General features: G+C 75.4%; 13 protein-coding genes. 5 read left to right on the forward strand and 8 right to left on the reverse strand.

Features of this window, described 5'->3' with window-relative positions; genetic code table 11:
- Positions 1 to 142: 142 nt before the first annotated feature.
- A complete protein-coding gene (locus tag ACFWA9_RS11480; RefSeq protein WP_329489908.1) occupies positions 143 to 361 on the reverse strand; it encodes a cation transporter in 219 nt (72 codons plus the stop codon).
- 246 nt (positions 362 to 607) lie between these two features.
- Between ACFWA9_RS11480 and ACFWA9_RS11485 the strand changes: the two genes are divergently transcribed.
- Positions 608 to 1,780, forward strand: a complete 1,173-nt coding sequence (locus ACFWA9_RS11485; protein ID WP_380385782.1) for a PP2C family protein-serine/threonine phosphatase — start codon at positions 608 to 610, stop codon at positions 1,778 to 1,780.
- 19 nt (positions 1,781 to 1,799) lie between these two features.
- Here ACFWA9_RS11485 and dhaL read toward each other — a convergent pair whose 3' ends face one another.
- Positions 1,800 to 2,429: a dihydroxyacetone kinase subunit DhaL gene (gene dhaL / locus ACFWA9_RS11490; RefSeq protein WP_380385785.1), complete on the reverse strand. Its 630-nt coding sequence runs from the start codon at positions 2,427 to 2,429 to the stop codon at positions 1,800 to 1,802.
- Between the two features lie 16 nt (positions 2,430 to 2,445).
- On the reverse strand, positions 2,446 to 3,441 hold the full coding sequence (gene dhaK / locus ACFWA9_RS11495; protein WP_352297772.1) for a dihydroxyacetone kinase subunit DhaK: 996 nt from the start codon (positions 3,439 to 3,441) through the stop codon (positions 2,446 to 2,448).
- A gap of 159 nt (positions 3,442 to 3,600) precedes the next feature.
- On the opposite strand from dhaK, the gene dhaM reads away from it, so the two are divergent.
- Positions 3,601 to 3,993, forward strand: coding sequence for a dihydroxyacetone kinase phosphoryl donor subunit DhaM (gene dhaM, locus ACFWA9_RS11500; RefSeq protein WP_352297769.1), 393 nt, complete (start codon positions 3,601 to 3,603; stop codon positions 3,991 to 3,993).
- Positions 3,994 to 4,038: 45 nt separating this feature from the next.
- Here dhaM and ACFWA9_RS11505 read toward each other — a convergent pair whose 3' ends face one another.
- Positions 4,039 to 5,754 carry a bifunctional 3'-5' exonuclease/DNA polymerase gene (locus tag ACFWA9_RS11505; RefSeq protein WP_380385789.1) on the reverse strand — a complete coding sequence of 572 codons (1,716 nt, stop codon included), beginning with the start codon at positions 5,752 to 5,754 and terminating at the stop codon, positions 4,039 to 4,041.
- 168 nt (positions 5,755 to 5,922) lie between these two features.
- Between ACFWA9_RS11505 and ACFWA9_RS11510 the strand changes: the two genes are divergently transcribed.
- The gene (locus ACFWA9_RS11510) at positions 5,923 to 7,947 is read left to right on the forward strand and encodes a M3 family metallopeptidase (protein ID WP_380385792.1); all 2,025 of its coding nucleotides are present in this window, start codon (positions 5,923 to 5,925) and stop codon (positions 7,945 to 7,947) included.
- Positions 7,948 to 8,042: 95 nt separating this feature from the next.
- Here ACFWA9_RS11510 and ACFWA9_RS11515 read toward each other — a convergent pair whose 3' ends face one another.
- Both ACFWA9_RS11515 and ACFWA9_RS11520 read right to left on the reverse strand, forming a co-directional pair.
- Complete coding sequence (locus ACFWA9_RS11515) at positions 8,043 to 9,518, reverse strand: cellulase family glycosylhydrolase (protein ID WP_380385795.1); 1,476 nt, start codon at positions 9,516 to 9,518, stop codon at positions 8,043 to 8,045.
- Between the two features lie 76 nt (positions 9,519 to 9,594).
- Positions 9,595 to 10,227, reverse strand: coding sequence for a TetR family transcriptional regulator (locus ACFWA9_RS11520; protein WP_359810444.1), 633 nt, complete (start codon positions 10,225 to 10,227; stop codon positions 9,595 to 9,597).
- A 293-nt stretch (positions 10,228 to 10,520) separates the two neighbouring features.
- Here ACFWA9_RS11520 and ACFWA9_RS11525 point away from each other — a divergent pair, with 293 nt between their 5' ends.
- A complete protein-coding gene (locus ACFWA9_RS11525; protein ID WP_352297756.1) occupies positions 10,521 to 11,744 on the forward strand; it encodes an acyl-CoA dehydrogenase family protein in 1,224 nt (407 codons plus the stop codon).
- Positions 11,745 to 11,807: 63 nt separating this feature from the next.
- Here the strand turns inward: ACFWA9_RS11525 and ACFWA9_RS11530 are convergent, their stop codons facing one another.
- On the reverse strand, positions 11,808 to 12,617 hold the full coding sequence (locus tag ACFWA9_RS11530; RefSeq protein ID WP_329489918.1) for an enoyl-CoA hydratase/isomerase family protein: 810 nt from the start codon (positions 12,615 to 12,617) through the stop codon (positions 11,808 to 11,810).
- 89 nt (positions 12,618 to 12,706) lie between these two features.
- Positions 12,707 to 13,405: a TetR family transcriptional regulator gene (locus ACFWA9_RS11535; RefSeq protein ID WP_352297750.1), complete on the reverse strand. Its 699-nt coding sequence runs from the start codon at positions 13,403 to 13,405 to the stop codon at positions 12,707 to 12,709.
- Positions 13,406 to 13,626: 221 nt separating this feature from the next.
- Between ACFWA9_RS11535 and ACFWA9_RS11540 the strand changes: the two genes are divergently transcribed.
- A complete protein-coding gene (locus ACFWA9_RS11540) occupies positions 13,627 to 15,099 on the forward strand; it encodes an MFS transporter (protein ID WP_380385804.1) in 1,473 nt (490 codons plus the stop codon).
- The last annotated feature ends 8 nt before the right edge of the window (positions 15,100 to 15,107 follow it).

Raw genomic sequence — 15,107 nt, forward strand, 5'->3', positions numbered from 1 at the left:
GCGGGCCCCCCGGGGCCCGTGCCCCAAACCCGGGTGTGTAAAATTACATCCGGGGGGGGGGGGGGGGTTCCGGGTGGGGGGGGGGGGGGGGGGGGGGGGGGGGGGGGGGGGGGGGCCCCCCCCCCCCCCCCCACCGCGGGGCTCAGACGGACCGGCCGACCAGCTCGTAGCCGGCCTCGTCGACGGCCGCGCGGACCTGGTCGTCGTCGAGCGGGGCGGCCGAGGAGACCGTCACGGTGCCGGCCTTGGCGTCGGCCGCCACCTGGGTGACGCCGGCCAGCGCGGTGAGCTCCTTGCTGACCGAGCTCTCGCAGTGGCCGCAGCTCATGCCGGTCACGGTGTAGGTGATGGTGCTGGACATCGGGGCCTCCGGGAGGTCTGTTCGGCCGCGGGCGTGCGCCCGGGCTCCCACTCTTGATGACACCATACCCCTGCGGGGTATTCCCCGAAGGGGGTGGTGTGGTGCGGATCGCATCGGGGACGCGGTCCGACAGCAGAGCGTATGCGCCCGGACACGCTGCGCCCGAATCCGCGCCGCCCGGCGGGCGCGTCCGGGGCGGCCGCCTCCCGGGGGGTGCGGACGATGAGCGTCCGTTATGTTCGAGAGGTGTTCCCGATCCGCCGAGCCCAGTCGCCCGCGGCCCCCACCGCCACGGGACTGCCGCCGGAGCGGCGGCGCGGCGCGCTGCTGGCGGCCGACCTCCAGGACGTACCGCTCTGGCGCCGGGCGAGCCCCGCGCTGATCGCGATCGTCCTGGTCGGGCTGGCCGACCTGCTCTCCGGCAAGGACCGCTACCTCGCCCCGCTGATGACGGTCGTCCCCACCATCGCCGCGCTCACCCTGCGGCCGCTCGAACTGCTGATGGTCTGCCTGCTTGGCCTGTTCGCGGTCTTCGGCCTGAGCCACTACGACGAGGTCGACAACGTCAACGACGAGCGCTTCCTCTACGGCGCGATGGTCAGCTATCTGCTGCTCACCGTGTTCTCCGCCTGGGTGGCCAAGATCCGCATGCGGCGGGCCGCCGCCTTCGCGGCCGTCAGCTCCGTCGCGGAGGCCGCCCAGCGCGCGCTGCTGCGGCTGCCCGGACCGGTGGTCGGTCCGCTGCACCTGGCCGTGCGGTACGTGTCCGCCGCCGACGCCTCCCGGATCGGCGGGGACCTCTACTCCGTGCTGGAGACCCCGCACGGCACCCGGGTGGCGGTCGGCGACGTCCGCGGCAAGGGGCTCGGCGCGGTGCAGACCGCCGCCGTGGTGCTCGGCTCGTTCCGGGAGGCGGCCTACGACGAGGCCGGGCTGCGCGGGGTCGCGGCGCGGATCGAGGCCAGCGTCGAGCGGCACGCCCCGGACGGGGAGTTCACCACCGCGCTTTTCGCCGAGTTCCGGGTGCCGGGCGTGATGCAGCTGCTGCAGTACGGGCACGTCCCGCCGATCCGGGTGGACCACGACGGCGGCGCGCACGTGCTGCACGCGCCCGACCCGTGGGTGCCGCTCGGCCTGGGCCGGCTGGCCGTCGGCGAGCCGGCCACCTGGGAGCAGCCGTTCGGGCCCGAGGACGTGCTGGTGCTCTGCACCGACGGCGTGATCGAGGCGCGGCACCGCGAGAACGGCGACTTCTACCCGCTGGCGGAGCGGGTCGGCCCGCTGGTCCGGGGCGCGGCCCGCTCCGCGACGGAGCTGGAGGCGGCGGTCGGCCGGGTCTACGCCGACCTGCTGGAGCACACCGGCGGGGAGCTGCGCGACGACGCGCTGCTCCTGCTGATCTCCCGGACGGACCGGTAGGGCCGGGGCCGCTCCGGGGCTACTCCGCGCCGACCACCTCCGCCAGGGCGCGGAAGAGCAGGGCGGTGGAGGTGGCGCCCGGGTCCTGGTGGCCGACGCTGCGCGGGCCCAGGTAGGAGGCGCGGCCCTTGCGGGCCTGGAGCGGCACGGTGGCCAGCGCGCCCTGCTCGGCCGCGTCCGCCGCGGCCCCGACGGCCCGCGGCAGGTCGGCGCCGGCCGCCACCGCCTCGGCGTACGCGGCCAGCGCCGGGGTGTAGGCGTCGACGATGGTCTTGTCGCCCGGCTCCGCCTTGCCGAGGGCCTGGACCGCCCGCAGCCCCTCGGCCAGCGCCTCGCCGAAGGCGGCCGGGTCGGCCGGCCCGGGCAGTGCGGCGCCCAGCGCGCGGAAGGCCTTGCCGTACAGCGGGCCGGAGGCACCGCCGACCTTGGAGATCAGCGTGCTGCCCGTTGTGCTCAGGACCGCCCCCGGGCTGTCGGGGGCGAGCGAGTCCAGTGCGGTGAGCACGGCGGTGAAGCCGCGCCGCAGGTTGCTGCCGTGGTCGCCGTCGCCGATCGCGGAGTCCAGCTCGGTGAGCCGCCCCTGTTCCTCGTCGACCGCGGCCGCGATCGCGCGGACCCAGGCCTCGGCCAGTGCGGTGTCGAAGTCCATGACCGTCCCTCCTCCGTCAGGCCCGCTTGAGGGCGGGGGTGTCCACCGGGGCGTCCCAGAGTTCCAGCAGCCGGGCGTCGGCCTTGGTCAGGGTGAGCGAGAAGCCCGCCATGTCCAGGCTGGTCACGTAGTTCCCGACCAGGCTGCGGGCCACCGTGATGCCGCGCTCGGCGAGCCGGGCGGCGACCTCGCCGAAGACGACGTACAGCTCCAGCAGCGGGGTGCCGCCGAGGCCGTTCAGCAGGGCGATCACCTCGTCGCCGGCGCTCAGGTGGTGGTCGGCGAGCACGGTCTCCACCACCTCGGCGGCGAGCTCACGGGCCGGGCGGAGCTTCTCGCGGCGGCGGCCGGGCTCGCCGTGGATGCCGACGCCGACCTCGATCTCGTCCTCCGGCAGGTCGAAGCCGGGCTTGCCGGCGGCCGGGGTGGTCGCGGCGGTCAGCGCGATCGCGAACGACCGGGAGGCCGCGTTGACCCGGGCGCCCATGGCGGTGACCTCCTCCAGCGCGGCGCCGCGCTCGGCCAGCGCGCCGGCGATCTTCTCCACCAGCACCGTCGCGCCGGTGCCCCGGCGGCCGGCCGTCCAGGTCGAGTCCTCGACCGCGACGTCGTCGTCGACCAGCACCGTGCGGACCTCGATGCCCTCCTCGGTGGCGAGCTCGGCGGCCAGCGCGAAGTTCATCACGTCGCCGGTGTAGTTCTTGACGACGAAGACCACCCCGGCGCCGGAGTCGACGGCCTTGGCGGCGGCCAGCATCTGGTCCGGCACCGGGGAGGTGAAGACCTCGCCGGGGCAGGCGGCGTCCAGCATCCCCGGGCCGACGAACCCGCCGTGCAGCGGTTCGTGGCCGGAGCCGCCGCCGGAGACCAGGGCGACCTTCGACGCCGCCGGGCGGACCGCGCGGGTGATCACCCGATGCGCGATGTCCACCGTCAACTCCCGGTGGGCGGCGGCGATTCCGGCCAGGGCGTCCTCCAGGACGCTCTCCGGGGTGTTGATCAGCTTCTTCACAGCGCTTCGCTCCCTCGGCAGACGGTGCTGACCCGACGCTACGCCAGACGGGGGTGCCCGGCACGGGGTGCGACACGCCCCCGGGCGGCCCGCGGTACGACACGCGGGGCCGGCCGGCCCCCTCCCGCGGAGCGCCGGGGCGGTCGTAGGGTCGGCGGTATGAGCGACTACGTGGGCATCGTCCTGGTCTCGCACAGCGCACAGCTCGCCGCCGGGCTGCGGGAGCTGCTGGCGGAACTCGCCTCCGGTGCGGTGCGGGTGGTGGTGGCGGCCGGGACGGAGGACGGCGGGCTCGGGACCAGCTACGACCTGATCGCCCGGGCCGTCACGGAGGCGGACGGCGGGGCGGGCGTGGTGGTGCTGGCCGACCTCGGCAGCTCGGTGCTGACCGCCGTTACGCTGCTGGAGGACGAGCCGCGGCCCGGGGTGGTGCTGGTGGACGCCCCGTTCGTGGAGGGCGCGGTCGCGGCCGCGGTGACGGCCTCCACCGGGGCGGGCGTCGCCGAGGTGGCCGCGGCGGCCGAGGAGGCGCGGGCGTTCCGCAAGCTGTAGCGGGCGGCCTGCGCGGCCGGCCCTGGGCGCGCGGCCCGACCCCGGCTACTTGGCGTCGGCGTAGCAGTCCACCACGGCGGTGGTGAGCGGGAACCGGACCGGGGTGTCCCCGAAGACCAGCCGGCGGGCCTCGTCGGCGGACTCGGCGACGGCGGCGGCCACCTCGTCGGCGAGGTTCGCCGGGGTGTGCACCACCACCTCGTCGTGCTGGAAGAACACCAGGTGCGGCCGGTCGTCCGGGCCGGTGGCGGGCAGCGCGTTCAGCCGGCGGCGCAGCGCCGCGAGCAGGGCGAGCGCCCAGTCGGCCGCACTGGCCTGGATCACGAAGTTGCGGGTGAAGCGGCCCCGGGCCCTCGCCGAGCGGCCGCCGGCCTCCCCGGCCGTCTCCGGCGCCTCGGTGAGGTCGAGCCAGTCGGCCGAGGGGGGCGGGCAGGCCCGGCCGAGCCGGGAGGCGACCACACCGCCGTCCTCGCCGGTCCGGGCGGCCGCCTCGACGTAGCCCATCGCGGCCGGGTAGCGCCGGCGCAGGGTGGCGAGGAGCACGCCGATGTCCCCGCTGGTCTGGCCGTACATGGCGCCGAGCAGACCGAGCTTGGCCTTGTCGCGGTCCCCCTGGAAGGCGGAGGCTGCCAGCGCCTCGTAGAGGTCCCCGCCGGCGGCGGTGCGGGCCAGGCCGGCGTCCTGGGAGAGCGCGGCCAGGACGCGGGGCTCCAACTGGGCGGCGTCGGCGACGACCAGCAGCCAGCCCGGGTCGGCCACCACGGCGCGGCGCAGGATGCGCGGGATCTGCAGCGCGCCGCCGCCCCGGCTGGCCCAGCGGCCCGAGACCACGCCGCCGACCACGTACTCGGGGCGGAACCGGCCGCCGCGGGCCCAGGCGTCCTGCCAGGCCCAGCCGTGCGCGGCGTGGATCCGGGAGAGCTCCTTGTAACGGATCATCAGCGCGGCGGCCGGGTGGTCCACCGCCTTCAGCTCCCAGGACCGGGTGGATCCGAGCTGGACGCCCCGGTCGGCGAAGGCGCGCAGCACCTGGCTGTGCGAGTCGGGGTTGAACGGCCGGCCGCCGAGGGCCTCCTGGAGCTCGACGGCCAGCTCGGCGAGCAGCCTGGGCTGGGTGCCGGGGACGGTCGGACGGGGGCCGAGCAGCTCGGTGAGCAGCCGGTCGTGGACGTCGGTGCGCCAGGGCAGGCCGTCGTGCGCCATCTCGGCGGCCACCAGCGCGCCGGCCGACTCGGCGGCGACCAGCAGCCGGAACCGGGCGCGGTCACCCGGCTCGGCGATCGCGGCGAGCCGGCGCTGCTGCTCGGCGTGGACGGCCGCCACGGCGGCCAGCGCGTCGGCCCCGGGCGGGAGTTGCAGCCGGTCGGGGGCGAACAGGGTGTCCTGGCCGTCCCCGGAGTCGGCGGAGCCGGGCTCGGGCAGGTCGGCCGGGACGGGTCGCCCGTTCAGCCGGGCCCAGGCGGCGCCGAGCGAGCGGGGCGCGCCGAACCGGCCCTCGTACGCCAGCAGCAGGGCCTCGGTCAGCCGGAGGTCGTGGCAGCGGGCGAGCCGGTCGGGCAGCCGGGGGAGCAGCGGCGCGTAGGCGCTGTCGGTGGCCGCCCAGACCCAGCGCGGGTGCTCGGCGGCCTCCCGCTCGGCGACGGCGGCCGCGAGGTCCGCCACGGCGGCGGGCGGCCCGAGCGGGGCCCCGGCGTCGTCGAGGGGGAGCAGCCGGCCGCCGGGGCCGTGCGGGTCGGGGACGAGGGCGATCCGGGGTGCCACGGGGGCTCCTCCTCTCGGGCGTACGGGCTGCGGACCTCGACGGTAACCGGTGGGTACGACAACCGGCGCAGGCGCGCGTGCCGATCCGTGCGCCCGTGCGCCGACGGTGCGCCGCCCGCCGGGCCGGACGCGTGTGCCCGGCCGTTGCCACGGCGTAGGGTCGGCGAAATGACCGAGAACCCGTTCTTCAAGCCCAGCACCCTGGTCTACGAACTGCCTCCGTTCGCCGAGATCCGGGAGGAGCACTACCTGCCCGCGTTCGAGCGCGGGATGGCCGAGCAGCTCGCCGAGATCGCCGAGATCGCCGCCAATCCGGAGCCGCCGACCTTCGACAACACCCTGATCGCGCTGGAGCGCTCGGGTGCGCTGCTGAAGCGGGTCCGGGCGGTCTTCGACAACCAGGTCTCCTCGGACACCACCCCGGGCGTGGACCGGCTGGACAGCGAGATCAGCCCGAGGCTGGCGGCCCACCGGGACGCGATCCACCTGGACGCCGCGCTGTTCGCCCGGATCGAGGAGCTGCACGGGCGACGGGACGGGCTCGGCCTGGACGCGGAGTCGCGGCGGCTGCTGGAGCGGCGGCACACCGCCTTCGTCCGGGCCGGCGCCCGGCTCGGCGCCGCCGACCAGCGGCGGCTGCGCGGGCTGAACGCCGAACTGGCCGCCGGCGCCTCGGCGTTCCGCCGCAACGTGTCGGCGGACTCGAAGGCGCGGGCGCTGGTGCTGGACTCCGCGGCCGAACTGGCCGGGCTCTCGCCGGACGCGATCGCCGGCGCGGCCGCGAACGCCCGGGCGCTCGGCCACGAGGGCAAGTACGTGCTGAACCTGAAGAACTTCTCCAACCAGACCGAGCTGGCCTTCCTCACCGACCGCTCGGTGCGCGAACGCCTGCTGGCGGCCTCGCTGGGCCGGGCGGCCGACGCCAACGGCCCGCTGGCGATCCGGATGTCCGCGCTGCGCGCCGAGCGGGCCCGGCTGCTGGGGTACGACACGCACGCGGCCCACGTGGTGGCGGACGAGACGGCCGGCACCGTCGAGGCGGTCGACGCGCTGCTGACCCGGCTGGTGCCGCCGGCGGTGGCCAACGCGCGGCGGGAGGCGGTCGAGCTGGCCGCGGCGGCGGCCGTCGACGGCGTCGAGGAGATCGCCGCGCACGACTGGGCGTACTACTCGGAGCTGGTCCGGCAGTCCTCCTACCAGGTGGACGCGGCCGCGCTGCGCCCGTACCTGGAGCTGGAGCGGGTGCTGCGCGACGGGGTCTTCTTCGCCGCGAACCTGGCCTACGGGGTGACCTTCACCGAGCGGCCGGACCTCCCGGCGTACCACCCGGACGTGCGGGTCTTCGAGGTGTTCGAGGAGGACGGCGGCTCGCTCGGCCTCTTCCTCGCGGACTTCCACGCCCGGGCGTCCAAGCGCGGCGGCGCCTGGATGGACGAACTGGTCACCCAGTCGCGGCTGCTGGGCCGGCGGCCGGTGGTGATGAACAACCTGAACGTGCCCCGCCCGGCCCCGGGCGAGCCGGTGCTGCTCTCCTGGGACGAGGTGCGCACGCTGTTCCACGAGTTCGGCCACGCGCTGCACGGGCTCTTCTCGGACGTGCGTTACCCGTACTTCGCCGGGACGGACGTGCCGCGGGACTTCGTGGAGTTCCCCTCGCAGGTCAACGAGATGTGGATGGTCCGGCCCGAGGTGCTGGCCAACTACGCGAGGCACCACGTGACCGGCGAGCCGCTGCCGGCCGAGCTGGTCGAGCGGATGGCGGCGGCCGACGGCTTCGGGCAGGGGTTCCGGACCGTGGAGTACCTGGCGGCGGCGCTGCTGGACCTGGCCTGGCACACCGTGGCGCCGGGCCAGGAGATCGCGGACGCCGAGGAGTTCGAGGCGCAGGCGCTGGCGAAGGCCGGGCTCGCGGTGGCGGCGATCCCGCCGCGCTACCGGACGGCGTACTTCTCGCACATCTTCGCCGGCGGGTACAGCGCGGGGTACTACGCGTACATCTGGTCCGAGGTGCTGGACGCCGAGACGGTGGACTGGTTCGAGGGGAACGGCCGGGGGGTGCGGGAGAGCGGCGAGGTGTTCCGCCGGGAGCTGCTCTCGCGCGGGGACAGCCGGGACCCGCTGGACTCCTTCCGCGCGGTGGTCGGGCGTGACCCGAGGACCGGGCCGCTGCTGGCCCGCCGCGGTCTGGCCTGAGCCGGTTCGAGCCCGGTAGGAGCCCGGTGCCGAACCTCGCGCGGTGGCCCGTCCCGTGGTCCTGGGTTCTCGTGGTCGGGGCGGGCCACCGGGCCTCAGCGGGGCGTGACGGTCACCGTGACCGGGGTGCCCGGGCGGGTGTGCGGCAGGCGGATCCGGGCGGTGCCGGCCCGGCCGCCGGCCGGCTGGTCGACCTCGACCCGGGCCGCCGGCGTGACGGTGATCCGCGCACCGGCCGGGAAGGTGGCGGCGGGCAGCACCAGGTCGGTGGTCCGGTCGCTGCCGTCGGCGTTCCAGCGCACCACGTGCCCGCCCGCGGCGGCGCCGGTGCGCACGGCCGTCCCGGCGACCGCCGCCGGGTAGGGGCCGAAGACCGGCTCGTCGCCGGGGGCCGGCCGGCCGGCCGGATCGAACGCGCAGTAGCCGCCGTTGCCCCGGCACCAGTACCACATCGTCCAGCCGGCGGCGAAGCCGTCCATGGCGGCGACCTGACGGCGGACCAGCTGGGAGTTGCCCGGGGTCCGCGCGTCCGGCGGGCCCGACTCGCCGACCAGCACCGGCAGGCGGTGGGCGGCGGGGTAGGCGGTGATCGCGGCGGTGTAGTTCTCGACGAAGCCGCCGGAGGGGTCCCAGTCGGCGCCGCCCTCGACCGCGGTGTCGTAGAAGTGCGGCGCGTAGCCGAGCCGGGGCGCGCCGGGGCGCGGGTCGCCGAAGCCGGGCAGCCGGGTGGGGACGCCCTGGCCGACCAGTACCGTCGGCTCGACGAACAGCCAGGCGCGGGAGTCCGCGCGGCGCACGGCCCGGATCAGCCGGCGGTACATGTCGGCGAGCCGGCCCTGCTCGAGGGCGGCGGAGGAGGCGGCGAGCACGGCCGGGTCGGTCGGGTCGCCGTCCACCGGGCCGAACGGTTCGTTGAACAGGTCGTAGCCCAGCAGCGAGCGGTGGCCGCGCAGTTCGCGGGCCAGCCGGGTGTAGAAGTCCGCCTGCCAGGCGCGCAGGTCGGGGTCGTCGTAGAGGTGGCGGAAGGCCGCCTGGACGGCGGGCTGGAAGTAGCCGGCGAACCAGTCGTCCGGGTCCGGGGTGAAGGGCAGGCCGTCGTCGCGGGTGGCCCAGAGCGGGACGCCGCGGTCCCCGCCGCCGAACCTGGGCCCGTAGACGTCCTGGTGGAAGTCGACCAGGGCCAGCACGCCGTAGCGGTCGGCCCAGTCCAGCACCCGCTGCACGCGGTGCAGTTCGGTCGGGTCGAGGTGCCCGCGGACGGGCTCCAGCCTGGTCCAGGAGACGGCCACCCGGACCAGGGTGAAGCCCTGGGCGGCCAGGGACGCGACATCCTGTTCGGTGGCCTCGGCGTACTTGTCGAGGTTGAAGCCGCGGAGCCGCAGCCGGCGGCCGGCGGCGTCGGTGAGGTCGGTGGTGCCGTCCGGCGCGGTGGCGGTGCCGGTGGGGAACCCGGCCCGGAACGGGGCCGGTGACCGGGAGGCGTCCGGCGACGCGGCCAGGGCGGGGGTGGGGGCGGCCAGGGCGGCGGTGGCGGCGAGCAGGAGGGCAACGGCGGTGCGGCACAAGCGCATCGGTACCTCACGGGATCTCGCGGAGCGTGGGGGTGGGGCCCGATGATGCCCGAGCTGGCATGCACAGCACAAGAGTTCAGCTCGACGACGGGTCCTGCGCCGGGGCCGGCAGGGCGGCGGTCGGCAGGTCGGCGGCGGCGGCCAGCCGGCCCCAGAGGAGGTCGGCGAGCGCCTGCACCATCCGGGTGCGCGAGCACGGTCTGGACTCCAGCCACCAGTCCCCGGCGGCCAGCACCATGCCGGTGATCCCCCGGCCCCAGGCCTCCGCGAGGAGTTCCCGGTCGGCCCCGAGGTCCACCTGGCTCTGCACGGCCCGGGTGATCTCCTCGGCGATCTGCCGCAGCGCCGGGGCGAGCGCGTTGCCGACGCCGGACGGGTCGCCGGGCTCGGGATGGGTGAGCAGCCGGTAGACCTGCGGGCGGGCCTCGATCCCGGCGAGGTAGGTGTCCAGCACGTGCTCGACGCGGTCGCGGCGCTCCAGCGGTTCGCTCAGCGCGGCCCGTACGGCGGCCAGCAGACCGCTGGTGTGGCGCTCGGTCAGTGCCCGGATCAGGCCGTTCCGGTCGCCGAAGTGGCGGTAGAGGATCGGCTTGGTGATCCCGGCCTCGGCCGCGATGGCGTTCATGCTGGCGCCCGGGCCCTCCCGCTGGACCACCCGGTCGGCGGCGTTGAGCAGCTGCTCCCGGCGGGGTGCGTCGGAGGGCGGCATGAGGTCTCCTGGCGGGTCTGGCCGACGGGGTTGCGGCTGCGGGGTGGTGCGGGCGCGGTGCGGGCGGTCGGGTGGAGCGGGTCGGGGGCGTACGGGGGCGTGGCGCGGGGCAGGCGTGCCGCGGAGCTGCCCGGCGGGGGCGTCGACGGCCCCGGGGCGTTGACATTCCTACCTATGAGTAGCAGACTCCCCGCGATGTTACCCCCGGTAACACCTGTCCGACACCCCCACTGCCCCGCCCCTGCATCCGCCGCCCCGCCGGGCGGCGAGGGGCCCCTTCGACCGGAGGCATCATGAGCACGTTCTCGCTGGACCCGGGCGCGGACCAGCTCGCCGTACGCGACTGGCTGCACGGCTTCGCCGCCGACGTGATGCGCCCCGCCGCGGCCGAGTGGGACGAGCGCGAGGAGACCCCCTGGCCGGTCATCCAGGAGGCCGCCAAGCTGGGGATCTACTCCCTGGACTTCTACGCCCAGCAGTACTTCGACCCCTCCGGCGTCGGCATCCCGATCGCCATGGAGGAGCTGTTCTGGGGCGACGCGGGCATCGGCCTCTCGATCGTCGGCACGACGCTGGCCGCCGTCGCCGTGCTCGCCAACGGCACCGACGAGCAGATCGGCACCTGGGCGCCGCAGATGTTCGGCACCCCGGACGACCTCAAGGTGGCCGCCTTCTGCTCCTCCGAGCCGGACGCCGGCTCCGACGTGTCCGCGCTGCGCACCCGGGCCGTCTACGACGAGGCCAAGGACGAGTGGGTGCTGAACGGCACCAAGACCTGGGCGACCAACGGCGGGATCGCCGCCGTCCACGTGGTGGTGGCCACCGTCGACCCGGCGCTCGGCGCGCGCGGCCAGGCCTCCTTCGTGGTGCCGCCGGGCACGCCCGGGCTGAGCCAGGGCCAGAAGTTCAAGAAGCACGGCATCCGTGCCTCGCACACCGCCGAGGTGGTCCTGGACGGCGTCCGACTGCCGGGGCACTGCCTGCTCGGTGGCAGGGAGAAGCTGGACGAGCGGCTGGCCCGGGCCCGCGAGGGGGCCAAGCGCGGCGGCGGCCGGGGCAACGCGGCGATGGCCACCTTCGAGGCCTCCCGGCCGGCCGTCGGGGCGCAGGCGATCGGCATCGCCCGGGCCGCGTACGAGGTGGCGCTGGACTACGCGAAGACCCGGGTGCAGTTCGGCCGCCCGATCATCGACAACCAGGGCGTGGCCTTCCAGCTGGCGGACATGAAGACCCGGATCGACGCCGCCCGGCTGCTGGTCTGGCGGGCCTCCTGGATGGCGGCGAACAACCAGCCGTTCACCGCCGCCGAGGGCTCGATGTCCAAGCTCTACGCGGGCGAGACCGCCAAGTGGGTCACCGCGCAGGCGATGCAGATCCTCGGCGGCAACGGCTTCACCCGCGAGTACCCGGTCGAGCGGATGCACCGGGACAGCGCGATCTACTCGATCTTCGAGGGCACCAGCGAGATCCAGCGGCTGGTGATCGCCCGGGCGATCTCGGGGATGCCGATCCGCTGAGTGCCGCGGGGCCGGGCGGCGCGACCGGCGGGTGCGCCCTTACGTCCGTCCGGCCCGGGCCAGTCAGAACCGGGGCGGCCGGCCCTCCAGGAAGGCGGCGAGACCCTCGCGGACGTCCGGGGCCTCCCGGGAGCGGCGCTCCCAGGGGTGCAGCGCCTCGGCGGCCCGCTCCGGCGGGACGGCCAGCGCGGCCTTGACCGCGCCGATGGTCTGCGATGAGCGGGTGGTCAGCAGTCGGGCGAACTCCAGCGCCCCGGCGTCGAGTTCGGCGCCCGGCAGGACCCGGTCGGCGAGACCGAGCGTGAGGCACTCCCGGCCGGTCACCAACTCGCCAGAGAAGAGCAGGTACTTGGCCCGCGACGGGCCCACCAGCCGGGCCAGCCGAAGGGTCGGCACCGCCGGGTAGACCACCCCGAGCTTGGCCGGGGTGATGCCCAGCCGGGCGTCCTCGGCGACGAACCGCAGGTCGCAGGCGACGGCCAGCTGGCAGCCGCCGCCGACGCAGGCGCCGTGCACCACCGCGACGGTCGGATGCGGGAAGTCCGCCAGCGCCTCCTCGGCCGCGACGTTGACGGCGTGGTAGTCGTCGGCGCGGTCCGGGTCGGCGTAGATCCCGGACAGTTCGGCGATGTCCGCGCCGGCGCTGAAGGTGCCGCCCGCGCCGGTGACCAGCAGGGCCCGCAGACCGGGCTGCTCGGCGAGCCGGAGCAGGACCTTCGGCAGGGCCTGCCAGATCGCCAGGGTGACGGCGTTGCGCCGGTGCGGCCGGGCGAACTCCAGCACCGCGACGCCGTCCTCGCCGGTGTAGGCGTGGAGGCCGTCGACGTGGGTGGGCAGCGGGGAGCGGTCCCGCGTGAGCAGCGGCTGGTCCATGCGCACCTCCGGAGTTCGTGGTGCGGACACTCTCTCAGGCGCGGCCGCGGCGCCGTCGGGCGGACCGTCCGCCGCCCGACGGCGGACGGTCAGGCGGGCCGGGTGCCGTAGTCGCCGAGGCCGTGCTCGGCCAGGTCGAAGCTGCGCCGGGCGTTCTCCAGGGCCTCCGGCAGTACGTCGGCGGCCCGTTCGCCGGCCAGCATCCGGCGGTGGTTCTCGTTGGTCAGCGCCAGCCGGACGCTCATCAGCTGGGCGGCCGCGACCTGGGCCCGGAGCCGGTCGCCGGCCGGGTCCTGGGCGAGCAGCTCGGCGGCGAGCAGCTCGTTCGCCGCCCGGCCCCATGCGGTGGTCGCGCGCAGGGTCAGTGCCGGTGTCCGGTGGATCAGGCGGATCACGTCGAGCACGAAGCGGTCGTCGCTCAGACCGGTGGCCGGGTCGAACCGCTCCAGGCCCGCCGCGAACCGGGCGCGCAGCGCGGCCACCGCCGAGACGCCCGGGGCACGGTCGCGGACCGCCTCGGCGGCCTCGCCGGTGTGCCGCTCCATCGGGCTCATGACCAGGTCTTCCTTGGACGGGAAATAGTTGAAGACGGTCATCTTCGAGACGTCGGCCGCGGCGGCGATCTCGGCGACCGACACCTCGTCGAAGCCGCGCTCGGCGAAGAGGGCGATCGCGCTGTGCCAGATCCGGCGGGCCGTCTGGCGCTTCTTGCGCTCCCGCAGGGTCAGTGCCGCGTCCGCGGCCGCCTCCACTGCCTCGGGCCCGGGGGTCGTGCTGCGCTCTGCCATGGCATGAGTGTACCAGGATCAAAGATTGACCGGGCTCAATGATGGACTGAGACGAAGCATTGACTCCAGAGAACAATTGACCGAGTCAAAAATACCTGCCATGGTGGGGGCGCGCCGCCGAGCCGCACTGTCCGGTGCGGTCCGGTCCGTAGCCGAATGCCCGAATTCCGCGATCCCCGGGGGGACTTCCCATGGCCGCCACCGCGCCGGCAGCAGCTCTGATGACGGAGCCCCAGCGCAAGCTGGGCATGCTGCTCTGCCTGATCACGATCGTCCTGGCGGTGCTCGACATGAACATCGTGTCGGCCGCCACCGTGCCGATCGTCCAGGACCTCGACCCCGTCCACGGCGTCGACCGACTGCCCTGGCTGGTGAGTGCCTTCGCCCTGGCGGCGACGGCGCTGCTGCCGCTCTACGGCAAGCTCTGCGACCTCTACGGTGCCAAGCGGGCGCTGCTGGGGGCGGTCGGTGTCTTCCTGCTCGGCTCGGCGCTCTGCGGAGCGGCCCAGTCGATGACCGAGCTGATCGCCTTCCGGGCGGTCCAGGGCATCGGCGGCGGCGGGCTGATGAGCGTGACGATGGTGGTGATGGCGCAGCTCAAGGACCCGGACGACGCCAAGGGCGGCGGTGGCGGCGCCGGCGGCATCGTGGGTGGAGCGGGCATGGCCGTGGGCCCGCTGATCGGCGCGCTCCTGGCGGACCACCTCGACTGGCGCTGGATCTTCTACATCAACCTGCCGCTCGGCCTGCTCGTCCTGGTCGGCTCCGCGCTCGTGCTCAAGCTCCCGCGTTCGGCCGGCCGGCGCGTCCTGGACTTCCTGGGCGCCGCCCTGGCGGCCGCGTTCGCCACCGGGCTGCTGCTGGTGACCGAGTGGGGCGGCAAGACCTACGCCTGGACGTCGCCGGAGATCCTCGGTCTGGCCGTCGCCACCCTCGCGGCCCTCGGCCTCTTCCTGTGGCGCCAGGCCACCGCCGCCGAGCCGGTCCTGCCGCTCTCGCTGTTCCGCATCCCGGAGATCCGGATCGGCTTCGCGGTGCAGGGGCTGGTCGGCATGGGCCTGATGGGCGCGATCATGTACGTGATGCTGTACCTGCAGGTGGCCCGCGGGGTCGCCGCGACCTCCGCCAGCCTCTATCTGATCCCGATGGCGCTGGGCATGACGGCGGTCGGTCTCGCGGCCAACCGGTTCACCGCACGGGGCTGGTCGGTCCGGGCGATCCTGGCCTCCGGCGCCGCCTGCGCCACGGTCGCCCTGCTGCTGCTCGGGCTGAGCGGCCCGGACACCTCGCTCTGGCTGGTGCGGGCCGAGCTCGTCCTGCTGGGCCTCGGCCTCGGCCAGCTGATCGGCCGCCTCATCACCGTCGTCCAGGAGGCCGCCCCGGCCCACCAGCTGGGTGTCGCCACCACCGGTGTCCGGTTCTTCCAGACGCTCGGCAGCGCGCTGGGCGCCGCGCTCTTCGGCACCGTGCTGGCCCGGGTCTTCGACAGCGGCGAGCCCGGTACCGCGCTCGGTGCGGTGGGCCGGCTGACCGGCGCCGCCCGGACGCACGCGGTGCACAGCTTCATCGGCGCGGTGGACGTGGTGTTCCTCTCGGCGGCCGGGGTGATGGCGCTGGCCCTCGTCCTGGCCCTGCGGCTGCGGCCGCGCCCGGTGCCCGAGCCGGTGGCGCAGGGGCAGGCGCTGGCCGCCTGAGCGGGAGC

The organism is Kitasatospora sp. NPDC059973 (genome assembly GCF_042737525.1).
Classification (GTDB): Bacteria; Actinomycetota; Actinomycetes; order Streptomycetales; family Streptomycetaceae; genus Kitasatospora.